At 45.2% G+C, this 17,292-nt stretch carries 9 protein-coding genes and 1 pseudogene; 1 reads left to right on the forward strand and 9 read right to left on the reverse strand.

Annotated features, from left to right (window positions below; all coding sequences use genetic code 11):
- Positions 1 to 11: 11 nt before the first annotated feature.
- From AB4Z29_RS27440 to AB4Z29_RS27475, 8 genes are all read right to left on the reverse strand, one after another.
- Positions 12 to 590, reverse strand: a complete 579-nt coding sequence (locus AB4Z29_RS27440; protein ID WP_441946155.1) for a hypothetical protein — start codon at positions 588 to 590, stop codon at positions 12 to 14.
- Between the two features lie 11 nt (positions 591 to 601).
- Positions 602 to 1,573 (reverse strand): hypothetical protein, encoded by a 972-nt coding sequence (locus tag AB4Z29_RS27445; protein WP_441946156.1) that lies wholly within the window; start codon positions 1,571 to 1,573, stop codon positions 602 to 604.
- Between the two features lie 269 nt (positions 1,574 to 1,842).
- Positions 1,843 to 4,314, reverse strand: a complete 2,472-nt coding sequence (locus AB4Z29_RS27450; RefSeq protein ID WP_441946157.1) for a PfkB family carbohydrate kinase — start codon at positions 4,312 to 4,314, stop codon at positions 1,843 to 1,845.
- Between the two features lie 47 nt (positions 4,315 to 4,361).
- The gene (locus AB4Z29_RS27455; RefSeq protein ID WP_441946158.1) at positions 4,362 to 6,626 is read right to left on the reverse strand and encodes a GH32 C-terminal domain-containing protein; all 2,265 of its coding nucleotides are present in this window, start codon (positions 6,624 to 6,626) and stop codon (positions 4,362 to 4,364) included.
- Positions 6,627 to 6,714: 88 nt separating this feature from the next.
- Positions 6,715 to 8,376 carry an extracellular solute-binding protein gene (locus AB4Z29_RS27460; RefSeq protein ID WP_441946159.1) on the reverse strand — a complete coding sequence of 554 codons (1,662 nt, stop codon included), beginning with the start codon at positions 8,374 to 8,376 and terminating at the stop codon, positions 6,715 to 6,717.
- 120 nt (positions 8,377 to 8,496) lie between these two features.
- The gene (locus AB4Z29_RS27465; RefSeq protein WP_441946160.1) at positions 8,497 to 9,387 is read right to left on the reverse strand and encodes a carbohydrate ABC transporter permease; all 891 of its coding nucleotides are present in this window, start codon (positions 9,385 to 9,387) and stop codon (positions 8,497 to 8,499) included.
- An 18-nt stretch (positions 9,388 to 9,405) separates the two neighbouring features.
- Positions 9,406 to 10,305 (reverse strand): ABC transporter permease, encoded by a 900-nt coding sequence (locus AB4Z29_RS27470; RefSeq protein ID WP_441946161.1) that lies wholly within the window; start codon positions 10,303 to 10,305, stop codon positions 9,406 to 9,408.
- 92 nt (positions 10,306 to 10,397) lie between these two features.
- Positions 10,398 to 11,405, reverse strand: a complete 1,008-nt coding sequence (locus AB4Z29_RS27475) for a LacI family DNA-binding transcriptional regulator (RefSeq protein ID WP_441946162.1) — start codon at positions 11,403 to 11,405, stop codon at positions 10,398 to 10,400.
- Positions 11,406 to 11,534: 129 nt separating this feature from the next.
- On the opposite strand from AB4Z29_RS27475, the pseudogene AB4Z29_RS27480 reads away from it, so the two are divergent.
- Positions 11,535 to 11,718: pseudogene (locus tag AB4Z29_RS27480) on the forward strand (ISNCY family transposase); the annotation flags it as partial.
- A 132-nt stretch (positions 11,719 to 11,850) separates the two neighbouring features.
- Here AB4Z29_RS27480 and AB4Z29_RS27485 read toward each other — a convergent pair.
- A complete protein-coding gene (locus tag AB4Z29_RS27485; protein WP_441946179.1) occupies positions 11,851 to 17,139 on the reverse strand; it encodes a GH32 C-terminal domain-containing protein in 5,289 nt (1,762 codons plus the stop codon).
- Between the last annotated feature and the right edge of the window lie 153 nt (positions 17,140 to 17,292).

Raw genomic sequence — 17,292 nt, forward strand, 5'->3', positions numbered from 1 at the left:
AGATATACGTTTTAATGTATCAGGGTTATAGAAGCTAGAAAGATATAAGGATTGGGAGGCAACGTGATCGATGATATTTCTTTTTGTTTATCAATGACAATTTTCGGAATGGATAGTCCGGCGAGATAAGGAACTTTATTTCCCTGAATATTCCTTCGATAAGGGAAAATGATACCGATTTCCTCGTTTGGAAATAAATCATTAGTAAAAAATAAACGCCCCCAATCGGAGATTCGAAAAAGCTGTTCATCCGTCTCCCCGTCGCTATAAGAAATCGTGACAAAATCGGTGTGATCGCCGAATGTACTCATTCCCAAAAAAGCAATTTCATCGCAAAGAGCGTTAATGGGAACCGTTTGTCCTTCACAGGAGACCATGTCGAAGTGATTAGTCGTATGGCAGGGCAATTGAAACTGAATTCCACGATACGTTTGAACCACCCCCGACGGGAGCAGCTCGCCAGGAATGCTGTCTCCGGAATGATCCAACGAACCGTCGATTTGATGCTCCGACCACGAGATTCCTTTCACGTTGTAGAACGAATCAATATCAACGATTGAATTCCGCTTGTTATCCATTTGGGTTGTCAAATTAATGCCTCCTACGCAAGCAGATATTTTTCAAGCATAATTGCACATTCATATTCTGCCTCGATGGCTTTCTCCAATTGCCGGATTACCGTCTCGCGGCAATACGAATTGTTGAAAACGGTTTTGGTTAGGATGTTTCGAAAAGCGGTAAAATGAGAGACGGCTTTCATGAATTGTCGGACCAATCCAGACGGAATCGACTGATACAACGGAGAGGTTTCATGCTGTTGCAAATAATGCAAGAACTCGATGTAGGATACTTTCAACCGAATAATATCTTTGAATTGAACGAACCAAAGCATTGCATAAGCGTTTGAAGGCGTCGAAGCTTGTGCCAGATGTTCTTTGAATGTGATGAGTCCTTTTAAACCGCTGGAGTAGTTCAGAGTCGTTGCTCCGATGATTTTGTCTCGGGTGATTTGTAACTGGCGAAGTAACACACTGTCTTGGATGGTTTTCACTGGAGGTGAAATAGCAAATGCGGATGCACCGGGTCTTTCAAACGATTGCTTAATGATCTGTACGGGAACATATCCTTGGTGATGAATGCTCCAAACGAACATTTGTGGATTCAATTCATCATAGTTTTGTACAGCGAACATGTGATAATCGTTTCGGCTCGTTTGGTAGCCATAGCACCATGGAAGATAGAAAGATTCACCGGAAATAAGTAAGTGTTTATGCTGAGGTAGCTTTTCTAAGAGGCGATTAAAGTCTTTTTCTTGGAGTAAGGTGAGGTTCATTCCAAATAATTCGTGAGCATTCCAAAGGATGGGAGTATTCATATTCTGGGATTCATATGCTGATATTTGCTCTACGGAATGATAATAAAAATTCCAGTTATCGGAAAATATCCATTGGAACGGCTTATCGTACGCTTGTAGAATCGTGCATGCCAGCGCGGTGGCGCAATTCTCGCCAGCCCAAGTAGCATAATGCAAATCGGGAGGTTCTCTCAATAATGTCTCTTGCTTAAGTATCATTCGTCATATCCTCTCATAATGGAATAGACGTCTGAAGGAAGTGAAGTTCGAATTCGGTTATTCTTGAAGTATAAACTCCCCATTCAGACTTAACTGATGTTGGCTCTAGTGCGCAAAGACGAATTAGCGATCCCGAGCTCCTAAAACTCAGATTTTAACATTGATTATTAAGGAAGAAGGGGGTACGGCGGCCAATAAAGCTCCTATCGACTATACCTTCCCCCTGGGCTTCATTTATTTATTAAATCATACTTCAAGGTTGAATCCGCCTAGATAGCATTCAGCGGATAATAGATGAATGAGTTCAACAACACATCTCCGCCTTTGCTGTAAAGAGCTACTCCATTGCTTGACGAATCTGGGAAGATAAGATCGGTTAGCACAACCCGACCGTCATTCGCAAACACTTCGACAGAACATTGGTCAATGAATATACGCAATTTCAACTGTTTTCCATCAGTTTCTACCTTAGCTCCGTGTTTGCATGGAAACAACTCATGGAAGCTTGACTCCCCTGAACGGGTGCGGTCAATGTACAGAAAGCCTGAATCCGCCTCAAATCCGATTACCGTCTCTTCACGATCGGATTGGCAGACCTTCAGTCCGAACTCCCCCACGTCGCTCCACTCGAATTCCACTTCAATTTCGTAGGCGTTTCCGCTTAAACCGTCCAGCAAGCGATCACCTGATAGCACGGTACCGGAAAGGTTGGTTGCCGGCTGGCCGCGTAACCCGGTTAGTTCCTCAACAGGCTCTGAGATCAAACGAATGCCTTCCGAAGTTTTTGTCAAAGATAGGGAACGCGGAATTGTCATCGCGCTGCGCCATCCCGTGGTTGGTGTATGGTTCGCATATTTCCAGTTGCTCATCCAGCCAATAAGAATACGACGTCCATCCTCTTCACGCACGTCGGACCAAGAGACTCCGGCATAATTGTCGCGTCCATAGTCCATCCAGAGTACTTCTTCCGGCTCCAGATCGCTTGTGAACGTAACCCCATCGAATTGACCGATAAAATATTGAGTGCGTGATCCTTCCGAGAATTCCGTATTATCGCCAATACTTACTATCAACACCCATTTTTTATTCTCGCATTCACCGTCGACCGGCAGTTCAAACAGATCCGGGCATTCCCATACTCCCGCATGTGAACCCATTTGGGCTCCGAACTCACTGGCAAACGTCCACTCCTTTAAATTCGGGGATGTGTAAATACGGACATGATCATCAGCTGCTAACACCAACACCCAGCGATTTGTCGCAGCATTCCAGAACACCTTCGGATCTCGGAAATCGATTAATTCGGTCTCGACCAAAACCGGGTTCCCCTCGTACATCGTCCACGTCCGGCCTTTATCCGTGCTGTATGCAAGACTTTGACGCTGTCTCGGCCTCTCGGTGATTGTTTTTCCGTCGATAACGTAAGCGCCCTTCTCATAGATGGTATTCGGGTAGGTATCTGAATGCGTAAATACGGCGACAAGACCAGCGTTGCCTCCAAAGAAACCACTTGTATCGTTCCAATCAACGACAGCACTGCCGGAAAATATCATTCCGTTGTGATCTGGAGCGATCGCAATCGGAAAATGATCCCAGTTAACCAAATCCTTACTAACAGCATGTCCCCAGTGCATCGGTCCCCACTCATTTTTGTGAGGATAATATTGATAGAACAAATGATACTCACCTTCATAATAAACAAGTCCATTCGGATCATTCAGCCATCCCGACGGAGGACTATAGTGAAATAGTGGACGGTATTTTTCATGATTAGACTCTGAACTTGCCTTCATAATAAACGCTTCTACATCCGATAATGATGGCATCGAGAGAATTGCGCCTTTTCTTGTCGTGACAAGGGCTCCAACTGCGTTTGCAAATCGAGCCATAGACTTGAGATTGTCTTCATTTAAACGATCTATCTGACAGTCTCTTTCCAACAACTGATATAGGAAGCCTCCCAAAAATGCATCCCCAGCACCTGTCGTATCTACGACATCCGCTGGAAAACCTGGAACGGACACCGCGATATCTCCTTTTCTCACGAAACAGCCTTTTTCCGCTAGCGTGACGAGTATAATACGGACTCCGTATTGGAGGAATATTTGCTGGGAGCCTCTAGCCAGATCGTTTGTTCCGGTTATAAATTCAAGTTCTTCTTCCGAAATTTTCAGAACGTCCGCGAAAGTTAATCCAATCAGAATCTTCTCCTTGGCGTGCTCAAGGTTGTTCCATAACGGGATACGCAAATTCGGATCGAACGAGACTATCTTTCCATTCGCTTTAGCGATCATAGCCGCCTTAATTGTCGCGACGGACGCAAGCTCGTCCGTCATGGATATGGAGCCAAAATGAAAAATCTTTGACTTTTCCACAATCGCATAATTGACTTCTGAAGCGCTAAGAAGCATATCAGCACCCGGATTCCGAACGAAGCTGAACGTACGGTCTCCTCTTTCGTCCAAGTGAACAAAGGCCAAAGTCGTGCTCGCATCATCCGTACTGACAACGCCTTTAATATTAATGCTACAAGATTCTAGTGTCTCTTTCAAAAAGTTGCCAAACTGGTCATTGCCTACTTTTCCGATGAATGCCGTTTTTTTGTCCCATCTTGACAATGCAGCAAGTACGTTGGCAGGCGCTCCGCCTGGATTCTGCTCGAACCTTGCGATGTTATCCCCCGTTGAATCTACTGGAGTAAAATCTATTAATACTTCCCCAAGTGACGTGACATCAAACATTTCTCTCCCACCTACTCCTCTTGTTCTCTCTTGGATGACTTATTATTTCATTGATCATGAAAAACCGGTTTCATACTCCATATTCGGAGCGATTTGATTTGAATATCCTCATCTGAGAAAAGTCGGATTCCATCGGCATCTATGCGGGAAGGATAAGTCCTGGTTGTTAGGCTTTTCAATCCGTTCGCATATGTTTCGATCAATGAACGGTCGACAAAAACTCGCAAGGATAGTGCCTCTCCCCGCAAATCAAGCTCGCCTTCTTGAATGCCGGTCGTCCGCTCATTAGAGTCTAGTGTAGCGCGGCTGCGGTCTACACCGAGTTTCTTATTAAATTTATCGTAATATAATTTCGTTTCCTCTTCACCCTCTAGTGATCGTCGTACGGACACACCATAACGGTTTGCGTGCCCAGCATTGAAAGAAATGTCTATTTCCAGCATAGTGCCATGTATATCTTGCAAGCGACGATTTGCTTCTTCCATCGACACATCAGACAGTTGTAGCAGAAGAGAATCGCGTAATTGCTCCATTTCGCAGATTGGCTCCACTCCAAGTCGACCGTCTTCCCGTAAGCTTAATGAAACTGGCATCCCCGCGTCATGTGCCCATCCGCTGTCGTATTCCAGCTCATGCGTCCGTTCTCCCTGGGCTATCGTGAACAGTAACGATCTTCCCGTAACCGGATCGACCATGCCGCTCGGTCCTGAGAAGTGATAGTCATCGACATCAAGTTGCTGCGGATCTTCACTGTCCGGAATGAATCGTAAGTTTTCATTATCATACGTTCCTATCCAATAGTGTACGACCATCTTCGCACCGACTCCCCACGGGCTGAATACAAAGATGTGCTTGCCCGTTTCTTGTCCGTCACGTTTCAACGGCAGCAGTACCGGCAGTTCCCACCCCGTTCCCAAATGTGGGTACTTCGTATAATCGCTTAAGAAGAATTCTCCTTTGTAATCCCATGTCTCCAAGTTTTCTGAAACATAGACGAATGCCGTTCCGCCCCGTTCGACAATACCGCCGCCGACCAGCATAATCCAGCGCCCATCTTCCTTCCATACGAACGGATCTCGAAACATCCCAGGCAGCACTCCGTCGTCTGTCGGTTGGGTAACAAGCGGAATCTGTCTCTTCTTCCACCGAATCAATTCCGGATCGCCGTCTTCCAAAAACGTACTCCTTGCTAACGCCACACATTGATCGGGATATCTGGTTAAATTCCCTGCCGTATAAAATAACGCAGGTATTCCATTTTCGTCCAGTGCAGCGCTGCCCGACCATATACCGTCCGAATCAATACCAGGTTCGGGGGCAAGTGCTGATGGTAAGTCCCTCCATCGAACCAAATCCTCGCTCACCCAATGACCCCAATGGATCGCTCCCCAGAATGGACCTCTCGGATTTGCTTGATAGAACAAATGATAACGTCCATTAAAATAAATTGGAGCATGAGGCTCGTTCATCCAATGCCCAGGAGGATTCAGATGAAATTGGGGCCGATGTCGATCCTGCTTGAAGCGCTCGCGTGGTATCATCAGATCTTGGATCGAAATTTCAGGCAGTTTTCCTCCATAAGGTTCCAGAGCTTCCCGAAAAATTTCGCATATTTCTTCCCCGCTCAAACTCCTGGAATGGATTTGGACCTCATCCATAAGTCCGTCGAAATGATTCTTTATGAAAGGCTCTGCCAAAACAACTTCCTCGTTATGGCGCCCAATGAGCAAATCCGTCTCGCAAGGTGAAATGTTCGCTGTTACGGATGCTTTATGGCTAGCCGCTTCTTCCCCATTTAGATAAAGCTTCAACATGCCGTTTCCTTTATCGTATACGGCAACCACGAAAGACCACCGATTTTTCGGAATGGGCTTGTCGTGGCACCAAACTTCGACCCATTCGTTGTCAATACCTAGCTGCAAGGACCATGAACCGTGTTGGTACAGCCCAAATAGGTAACCCTGAGCTTGTTCTCTGTTATGCTGATTCACGATAGCGCACAGCCTATGCTCATTATCGAGATCATAAGTTCTTGGCGCAATCCACGCGGTGATCGTCAAACCGTCGGTTGGTTTCTCTACATCGGCAGACGAACGGCGAATATACGTGGAATACCCATCAAACGACAAGGCAGTTCCAGATATCCCCTGATGCCACACAGGATGCTGCGGCGGCCCAAACCTTCCTTTTTCAAGAGCATTTTCAATCTTGTCTTCTTTACTTGAAGCCGCGTCTCTTGTCAGGTTTCCACTGCCTTCATCAAATGACCAGCTAGCGATGAAAGATCGATTTCGTTGATTCGAGTATTGCATCTTTCCACTCCCATCCTATTTCCATTCTCTTTGAGGAAACAAGCCGGAACTGTTGTGCGTTCCGGCCTGATTTCGAGCTTATATCAGATTATTTCTGTGCAGCAACATAACGGTCGTAACCGGATTGGTGGGCTTTAAGCAATTCTTCAATGCCCATCTTTTTCAAAGTTGCTTGGAATTCTTCCCATTCCTTTTCTACACCGCCGCTGAGCAGCCATTTAGCGCGCATTTTGTTGATGTAGGCGGAAATATCCGGTTTCAGACGATCAATGACTTCCAATTCCTCTGGATTGAAGAAGAGATTAGGGAATTTTTCGCTTTGCATTTGCGGAACGTAATATTTGACGCTGTCATCAATACGTCCTTGAGCGCGCGGTTCAATATAAGCAACTTTATCTTCCATTTCGGATAGAAGAAGACCGATACCATTGGTTACCGCCGTTTTTTGCTTGAGCTCCCCCGGATTCTCTACCGCCTTCTGAATTAGCTTCCCGCTGGCGTCTTTGTCAAACCAAACGTCGATAGGTCCAAAACGAGCTTGGGCAGACATTGTCGGCTCATAGAAGGAATCCAGCCATGCCGCCGTAATTTCCGGGGATTTGTTGTCTTTTGTGATGGCTGCGCCATCGCGGCCAAGACCGCCGCCGCTGTTCCATTTGACGACCATGTCTTTGAACGGAGGCACAATGACCCAATGTTCGCTTCTTTCAGGACCGACAACATCGTTTTTGTCCCACCAGATCATAGCGCCGATCGTCTCGTCTTCCGTTTTTCCTCTAGCAAAATACGTATCATAATCGTGCGTAAAGGCATCCAAGTCAACTAAGCCTTGTTTGAACCAATTGTTCAGATAAGATACCGCTTGTTTGAAGCCTTCTTGCTGAGCGGAGATAGAGACTTTCCCGTTATCCACGTTAAGGTGATCGATATAAGTCGGGTTGTTCGGGCGATGTGTCTTGTCCGGCACGCCGAATGCTCCGAACAGAACGCCGATGTCGCCTGTCCAGAAATTATCGATATACGTTAGCGGAATTTCGTCTGCCTTTCCGTTACCGTTTGGATCTTGCTTTTTGAATGCTTGCAGTACTGTCGTAAACTCGTCAATCGTCGTCGGCATCTGAAGTTTCAACTTGTCGAGCCAATCTTTATTGATGTACAGGAAGTCCGGATTCGCGCCGATCTCTTCCTGTCCGGAGCCGATTTCCTCACCGATTGGCAGGGAGTAGATATTGCCGTCAGGAGCCATGATCGACGCTTTGATATCCGGCCTGCTATCTAGGATTGATTTCAGATTCGGCATATTTTTTTCGATCAAGTCGTTCAGAGGAATGAGGGTGCCTTCTTGGCCATATCTAACCAGCTCGGTATCCGAGAAACGACCGCTAAAGAAGAAGTCAGGGAGACTGCCGCTCGCAAGCAGCAAATTGCGTTTCTCGATAAAGTCGTTGTCTACGGTCGTCTCCCATTCGATGTGAACGTTCGTATTTTTTTCAAGCTCTTGGAGAAGTGGCTGCTCGTTGAAGTCGCTTGGAGCAAGCACAGGGCGGTGCGCGGACGCCTTCAAAGTGATTTTTTCTTTTAGCGGGAATTGGCTACCGTTTGACGTTTCGGATGCCGGTGCGCTTGCAGACGGTTCGGTATTTGTACTTGCCGTAGGTGATTCATTGTTACCACTGTTGCCGCTGCATGCTGATAGAACCATTGTTGCGCTTACGATGACTGCCAATGTAATGGACGACTTTCTTTTCATTTGTACAGAAACCTCCCTTTAATTGCTTGCATATCAGTAAGAACTGGCCCTGCTATTGGTCCACGGTTTCCTCCGAGGCACGAATCACCTCCTTATTTAATTTACGGTGTGGATTCGCTCTTAGCCTTTAACAGACCCGATGAACACCCCTTGTACAAAATAACGTTGCAAGAACGGGTAAAGAATTAAAAGCGGGAGCGCTGCGACAATAATAACGCCGTATTTGATTAATCCAACAATCCTTTGCTGCTCGACTGCCGACTGAATGTCCGACAACAGGTTACCCGTAGGCTGGTTTTGAATCAGTATATTTCTCAAAATCAATTGCAACGGATACGCCGCTTCGTCTTTCAGATAAATCAAAGCGTCGAAAAATCCATTCCACTGCTTTACGATCGCAAACAGGGCAAGAACGGCAATGATCGGCTTTGATAACGGCAATACAAAGCTCCAGATATATCGCATATTCGTACATCCGTCCATACTCGCCGATTCTCTTATTTCTTCAGGAAGACCTTGGAAAAAAGTTCTCGCAATAATGATGACGAAGGCATCGAGTGCGGGAAGTAGAACTACCGGCCAAATGGTATCCATTAAATGCATGTTCCGCATAAGCAAATAGGTTGGGATCAGTCCACCGTTAAAAAACAATGTGACCGCAAAAAAGATCATGAATGCGTTTCGGCCATAAAAATCTTTTCGTGACAAAGGGTAGGCCGCCATGATGGCAAGCGATGTACCGATGAACGCCGAAAGTACTGCGTAAAGAAGCGAATTTCGATACCCAAGCCAGATCGCTCCATCATTGAAAATCCGCTGATAGCCTTCGAATGTGATTCCGTGCGGTATCAACCACACATCACCAGTGCCGACAAGATTCGGATCACTGAAAGATGCGATCAGAATAAAATAAAGCGGATACAAGATCATAAGCATAAATCCGATGAGTAGTGTATAGTTGACGACATCGAAGAGCACGTCTCCGGTCGTTTTTCTTTTTATGCTAATCATTTTCTACTCTCTCCTCTTCTAGAACAAGCCGTTTCCACTCATTTTTTTAACTGTCCTGTTAACAATAAACAGTAGAACCAAATTAATGACAGCATTAAACAATCCAATCGCCGCTGAGAAACTATATTGCGCCCTCTGAATTCCAATTTTGTACACATACGTAGGAATGATTTCTGAAGCATCTACGTTAATATCCGTTTGCATTAGAAACGCTTTTTCGAAACCTATGTTCATCAAATTTCCCACAGCAAGAATAAACAATACCGCGATGGTTGGCATTAGACCGGGAAGATCAATATGCAGAACCCTTTTCCATTTGTTAGCTCCGTCTACGACTGCCGCTTCGTGTAGATGGGGATCAATTGCAGCTAGAGCGGCCAAATAGATAATGGATGAAAAACCAGTCGTCTGCCATACTTCGGTAAACACGTAGATTGGCCTGAACCATTCCGAATCTGCCATGAACATAACCGGCTCTCCGCCGAACGCCTTGATAATATGGTTAACGAGACCACTGTTTGGGGAGAGGAATACGAACACCATGCCAACTAAAACGACGGTAGAGATAAAATAAGGGGCATAGATGGACGTTTGCATGAATTTTTTAAATCTTTGATGTTTGACTTGATTCAACATCAGAGCAATGATTATCGGAATCGGGAATGCAATAACAAGCAGGAGTACGCTTAAGTAAACGGTATTAGTAAGAACTTGCTCGAAATTGTAAGAATTGAAGAACCTTACAAAATGATCGAAACCCACCCAAGGACTGTCCCATATCCCTTTAGCGGCCGAGAAATCTTTGAATGCGATTTGGACCCCGTACATGGGCAAATAGCGAAAAATGATAAAATAAGACACGGGAAGCAACATTAACAAATATAATTCCCAGTTAACCAGAATTCGTTTCATACGCATTGCCAATTCCTCCTATTACTTATAACAAAAACGTTTACGTAAACGTTTTTATTTCGCGGTAAAAAAAGTGCTAGCTTATCTTGCTAATCAAGCTAGCACGACTCTCTCATAATTAAAGTTGTCGGTAATCGGTATTCATTACTTTGTTGCTCAGCTGGATTTTCTATTCTTTGTATCATCACTTCTGCCGCTTTCACGCCTATTTCAAAAGACGGCTGACGGATAACCGATAGCGGCGGCATCGTAATCTTCGTCCAATCATAGTCGTCAAATCCGATTACAGCAAGCTCATCCGGAATTTTAATCTTAAGCTCTTGCAAGCAAGCAACGACTCCCATGGTCAATACATTATTAGCGACGAACAGCGCCGTGATGTCGGAGGAAGCAAGAAGTTCCTTCGCGCAATTATAACCGCTCTCAAAGTTTGCCGGCACTTCTCTTACAATCGACTGATCGAATTCAATACCGCGATCTGATAACGCTTTCTTATAACCTTCCATTCGTTCATTGCTCGTGGAAATTCCTAATGAACCCGTTATAAGACCTATTTTCCTGTGCCCTTTATCGAGCAGCGTTTGAACCGCATTATGCGATCCCCCGAAACCGTCCGCCAGCACGAAATCGCCGTGGTAGCCCACAGGCCTGCGGTCGATAAAGACAACCGGATAACGAGAATTTACCGTATCGTCCAAATAACCCACATCATCCGCGATGGAAGCAATGATCAGCCCATCGATGAGTTTTGAATTAAACAACTTGATCTGCTCTATCTCTTCTTCCAGCTCTTCCGTCGAGTTGTTGCTGAGCAACACCTGGTAACCGTACCGTCTTAATGTCTTCTGAATTCCTTGCGCGACAGTCATAAAGAAAAAATTCGAGGTGTCCGAAGGAAGAACAGGAACAATTAGGCCGATCGTATTAGACTTCTGGCTCCTTAAGCTTTGAGCGACTGCATTAATACGGAAATCCAGTTGTTTCATAGCGTCGTACACTTTCGCCTTTGTTTTTTCGGAAACGTACCTGGTATTGTTAACCACGTGAGAGACTGTTGCAATAGATACTCCTGCTGCCTCGGCTACTTCTTTAATCCCAACTTTCACTCGTTTCCCCCACCTATAAAATCGTTTACGTAATCGTTTTTATGAGCTAATTATATGCGCTTTCATTTATTCTGTCAACATTAGTTCCTACATATTGTTATTCTTCTGTGCTAATGTCATCCCATAACTATTAAAGCGACCACACCGCAAGCCTAGGGCCGTGTTGAACGCCTCTGGTGACGCTTCAGGATCGTCTGGTCATTGAAGCCTGCTTGGCATCATCAGGATGAAAGAAGCAAATGAGGCACTCTGCCGTCTTATTGAGAAGCATAACAAACAATTTGCGATAGCTCTGCGTTCGGACCATTTGGCTAAGAAAAAGCGAGTTATGCGCCCCAACGCAAACCCGCCGAAAATCAACCTATACATTTATGCAGATTAAAGAAAGGAGCCAAGCATGAACTTGGCTCCTTCCTTTAAATTAATCGCCCGCTATCTTCGATATTTATAGAGCAGGTACATTAACATCATCCACGTTCAGATGTCCCCACCCCCCCGTTGCGTTGTCAACAATCTTGATGTAACAGTCCGTTCCGATCCATGCGGAAACATCCCAGTGAACTCGGTTATAAGCCTCGTTGTCCGCGCCTGTTGCTTTGAACAATTCCGCACCGTCGGCCTCACGCACAAGTGCTACATACAGATTGCTTATATTATTTCCTCCGCCAATCAGGAAATCGATTTGTCCGGTTCCGCCCAAAGCAAACGTTTCTGACTTAAGCACACCGACTTGACTATCTCCTCCTTCCTTGAAGCCCCAGAGGTGATAAGTGCCGCTTTGTCCGAATGGTCCTCCCCAGCCCCAATCCAATGCGGAGCTTATATCCGCAGCACTGAACGCATTTCCGCTCACTATTGTCCATCCTGTCAGATTCCCGCTTTCGAAATCGTGATTGGTCAAACTACCGACTTGCGGTACCGCTTCAGTAGTTACATTTAAACTGTTGCTCGACACGGACAGATTGCCTGCAGCATCTTTGGCTTTCACTGTATAGATGTAAGCGGTGCTTGCCGTCAACACGGTGTCCGTATAACTTGTTGTTGAAGCTGTTCCCACTTCTGTTCCATTGCGATACACCACATAGCTTTGCACCCCTGCATTGTCAGTAGATGCAGACCAGGTTAATGCTACGGTAGAGTGGGTCTTCGATGATGAAGTTAGCTGGGAAGGCGCAGTTGGGGCTTGGGTGTCTGCACCTCCTGCAGCAACAGGCACGTTGACATCATCCACATTTAGATGTCCCCAGCCACCAGTTGCATTGTCAACAATTTTAATATAACAATCTATCCCTATCCTTGCAGAAGCATCCCATTGAACTCGGCTATATGCCTCGTTGTCCGAACCGGTGGCTTTGAACAATTCTACACCGTCGGATGCACGAACTAGCGCTACATACAGATTGTTAATATTATTCCCGCCGCCAATAAGGAAATCAATCTTGCCGTTTCCGCCTAAAGTAAATGTTTCTGACTTAAGCACTCCTATCTGACTATCTCCTCCGTCCTTAAAGCCCCAGAGGTGGTACGTCCCACTCTGTCCGAATGGTCCTCCCCAGCCCCAATCCGGTGCGGAACTTATATCCGCAGTACTGAACGCGTTGCCGCTCGCTATTGTCCATCCTGTCAGATTCCCGCTTTCGAAATCATGATTGGTCAAACTGCCGACTTGCAAGGCCGCTTCTGTGGTTACATTTAAACTATTGCTCGACACGGACAGATTGCCTGCAGCATCTTTGGCTTTCACTGTATAGATGTAAGCGGTGCTTGCTGTCAGCCCTGTATCCGTATAACTTGCAGTTAAAGTAGTCCCAACCTCTGTTCCATTACGGTACACCACGTAGCTCTGCACACCCACATTATCTGTCGAAGCTGACCAGGATAGCGTTACTGTAGAACTCGTCTTCGATGGTGAAGTTAGCTGGGTTGGCGTTGTCGGTGCTTGGGTATCTCCTTCTCCTACAGCAACAGGCACATTGACATCATCCACATTAAGATGCCCCCAGCCGCCTGTTGCACTGTCAACAATTTTAATATAACAATCTATCCCGATAAATGCAGAAGCATCCCATCGAACTCGGCTATACGCCTCGTCGTCCGCACCGGTAGCTTTGAACAATTCTGCACCGTCGGATGCACGTACTAGCGCTACATGCAGATTGTTAATATTATTCCCGCCGCCAATAAGAAAATCAATCTTGCCGTATCCACCTAAAGTAAACGTTTCCGATTTAAGGACCCCAACTTGGCTATCTTCTCCATCATTGAATCCCCAGAGGTGGTACTCCCCACTCTGTCCGAATGGTCCTCCCCAGCCCCAATCCGGTGCGGAACTTATATCCGCGGCACTGAATGCATCGCCGCTCACTATTGTCCATCCTGTCAGATCACCACTCTCAAAATCATGATTAAGCAAGCTGCTTGTTGGTGGCGCAACGTCTGTAGTAATGGCGAGTTCATCACTCTCCAAAGAGAAGTTCCCAGATGTATCAATTGACTTTATAGAGTAGGTATATGATGTCGCTTCATTTAAACCCTCATCGGTAAAGCTAGTTGCAGTCGTAGTAGCTATCTTATTCCCATCTCTTAGAATGTCGTAGCCCATTACTTCTTTGTTATCCGTAGAAGCCGTCCAGGAAAGCGATACTTCGTAAGCTGTTTTACCGGTCACTGCAAGATCCGTTGGAGCTGTAGGAGCTTCCGTATCGATACTCCCCGGTTCAATAGGTACAATAAATTCATCTACGTTAATATGCCCCCAACTATCCGTACGCTCATCTACAATTTTTATATACATTTCAGTCCCAATATAATTGGTTGCGTCCCAATATCGTTTCGTATAGCTCTCTGTCACTCCTTTTACGCTTTGCCAGTTCCAGTACGTGCCTGGTCCGCTTGATCGGAATAACTCTTTATGATCAGAAGCCCTAACAAACGAAACATAAAGCTTATCAATATCTGAACCGCCGCCCGCTAAGAAGCTGATTTGCCCATTACCGCCCAACGTAAAGCTATTGGATTTAAGAACACCTGTTGCTGCATCTCCGTTCATTAGTCCGAATAAATGATAGGTTCCTTCATGATTGAACGGCTGGTTATCTTGGAATGTGGATTGATTAGTAATAGATAAATTTGAGAAAGCTCCGCCGCTCTCCACGTTCCAGCCTGCTAGATTCCCTGTCTCAAAATCCCCATTTAACAGGTTCACTGAAACAGTAGGTTCAGATACTGTAACTGCGCTGGAAGCTGTCTTTGACCCATTTCTTGTCGTGGCTGTTATAGTTGCGCTGCCTGGTGCAATACCAGTGACGACACCGTTCACCACGGTTGCAACATTTGGATGACTTGAACTCCAGATTACATTCTTATTGGTCGCATTTTGAGGCATTACGATTGGAGTTATTGACTTTTTACCACCGACACTCACTTGTAGATTTGCAGGATCAATATTGATACCGCTTACAGGAACCGGTGTATATGCAGAATTCATCGCCCATACCTTGAGGGATTTAACAACGACTGAACCGGCGTTCGCATTAGCCCAAAGTTGCAATCCTTTTGCGTCATTTCTCGTGCTATAAGTACGTGTAGTTATTGACTTAAGATCATTTAGATAAGACTCGACCATTGACTTATCCAAATAGATATGAAGTTTGACATTCTCACTCCCAATGTCTACATTTCCTTTCTGAATACCCTTGTTTACGCCCGCTACCGTCTTTGTTCGGTCCACACCATATTCATCCGTACTGTGATTGTAATAAATCAATGTTTCTTCTTCGCTATTGGGAGATTTTCTTACTTTCATTCCGACACCATCTGCGGATCCACGATTCAACTCTATTTCGATTTCTAATGTATCGCTTGATATAGAATTCAACAGTGTATTCGCGCTTGATAATGATGTATCAGATGTTATATTAATAAGTTGTTGTCCCCTTAATGATTGAAGCTCAGAAATGGGTTTAATTCCTAGTCTTCCGTCCGATCTGAGACTCAATTCTACAGGTAATCCAGCATTATGCGCCCAACCTGAGTCAAATTCCTCCTGCGAGCCTCTTTCACCTTGTGCAATCGTGAACAGAATATTTCTCCCTGTTACCGGATCCGCAAACCCACTAGGACCAGTGAATTTAAAATCTCCGAAATCCATTAATTGGGGTTCTTGATGATCAGGTGTGAATTTAGCTGTAGTTTTGTTCCAAACTCCAATCCAATAGAATACTTCGACATTCGCTCCGGAGCCTACTGGGCTAATAGCGAGCACATGTTTACCATTTCCAAGAGGCAATAGCACAGGAAGTTCCCATACTCCCCCTAAGTAAGGATAATTTGTATTTTGATAGAGTGGTCCTCTGTAGCTCCAGTCCATTAAATTCGAATCCGTAGTGGAGTATACTGCTACAGTTCCTCCCTGCCCCTCAACCCCAGTCCCTACTAACATAAACCAAGTGTCTCCGTCTTTGAATACATATGGATCACGGAATTCACCTGCTTTGCCTTGACCTGGCTGCTGAGCAACCGCTAGTTTACTCTCCTTAACCCATTTCGTTAAATCATTATCTCCATCTGTCATGACTGTGCTGCGGGCAACGCCAACATTTTGATTACTTTGAATATATGGTCTAGCGTCATTCCCCGCAGTGAAAAACAATGTCGGGTTGCCTTGATCGTCAATAACGGCAGTTCCTGTCCAATCACCATCCGGATCCACTTGGAAAAGCTCAGGTGCAATGGCTGGAGGAAGATCACGCCAATGTACCATATCGTCGCTTACCCAGTGTCCCCAATGCATATTATGCCAGTAAGGACCATGCTGATTGTTTTGGTAGAATAAATGATACTGCCCATTATAATACAAAGGTGCATGCGGTTCATTCATCCAGTGTCCAGGTGCTATCGCATGATATGTTGGCCGATGCTTGTCACCATCATAGACGCTACGATCAAAGGTAAGATTTGGTGTGGGAATATTCCCGCCTAGTTGATTGATCCAGTTCAGATAAGAACTTTGTGCGTCAGACTCACTATAGGAGCCGTTTGTGATCTTAACTTCATCGATTAAACCATTGAACATATTTAGCGGAAATACAGCAAGTTGAGTACTTTGATTGTTCTTGCCTATCAAGAGCGGATTATTAGAGTGTGAAATCGAAGAGTTTGATGGGATCGTTCTTGATGCAACTTCCTTACCATTAAGAAAAAGCTTCATATTTCCATTTATACCATCTACAGTCGCAGAAATATGCGACCATTCGAATTTTGGAAGAGGCTCGTAGGACCATAATTCATACCAGTTGCCATTCGCACCTACTTGAAATGTCCAACTACCATGGCGGAACACCCCAAGCAGGAAGCCTTGTTTAGCAGATTTATCATGCTGATTAACAATTGCAGAAACTACTCCATTATCTCCCCATTCATAGGCTCTGGGAGCAATCCAGGCTTCGATGGACATTGCTTGCGAAGGTGTTGAAATCGGGTTGTTAGTTACCCAATTTGAGTAGCCATCAAATAACAAAGCGCTGTTCGAAATGCCATCGCTTCTCCAAATTGGATCTGTAGAGGGTTTATACTTTGCATTATTGTGAATGTAGTTTATGGAGTTATTCGAACCGCTTATAGCTTCCTTTGTGATGTTACCTGCACCTTCATCAAATTTCCATTGTGAAATAATTGATGCGGCAGCTTCAACCTGTTGCTCAGGTAACATCGGTTGAATCATGAGACTCAGCATAGAACAAATCAGTACAATTAAAAATCTCCTTCTCAATTTCACTTATGTTCCTCCTCGTATTAGCCCAAGCCTCTCGGCATTCGCCGAGGCAGTTGGGACAGGTCTTTCCCACGCACCATCTAACATTTGCTTCCTCCTACACTGTAGGAGTTT

Source organism: Paenibacillus sp. 2TAB23 (assembly GCF_052115165.1).
Taxonomy (GTDB): Bacteria; Bacillota; Bacilli; order Paenibacillales; family Paenibacillaceae; genus Pristimantibacillus.

Excerpts from the sequence above, each read along its gene's own strand:
- AB4Z29_RS27485 (WP_441946179.1), bottom strand. The coding sequence starts at position 17,139 with ATGCTGAGTCTCATGATTCAACCGATGTTACCTGAGCAACAGGTTGAA.
- AB4Z29_RS27450 (WP_441946157.1), bottom strand. The coding sequence starts at position 4,314 with ATGTTTGATGTCACGTCACTTGGGGAAGTATTAATAGATTTTACTCCA.
- AB4Z29_RS27445 (WP_441946156.1), bottom strand. The coding sequence starts at position 1,573 with ATGATACTTAAGCAAGAGACATTATTGAGAGAACCTCCCGATTTGCAT.
- AB4Z29_RS27465 (WP_441946160.1), bottom strand. The coding sequence starts at position 9,387 with ATGATTAGCATAAAAAGAAAAACGACCGGAGACGTGCTCTTCGATGTC.
- AB4Z29_RS27470 (WP_441946161.1), bottom strand. The coding sequence starts at position 10,305 with ATGCGTATGAAACGAATTCTGGTTAACTGGGAATTATATTTGTTAATG.
- AB4Z29_RS27455 (WP_441946158.1), bottom strand. The coding sequence starts at position 6,626 with ATGCAATACTCGAATCAACGAAATCGATCTTTCATCGCTAGCTGGTCA.
- AB4Z29_RS27460 (WP_441946159.1), bottom strand. The coding sequence starts at position 8,376 with ATGAAAAGAAAGTCGTCCATTACATTGGCAGTCATCGTAAGCGCAACA.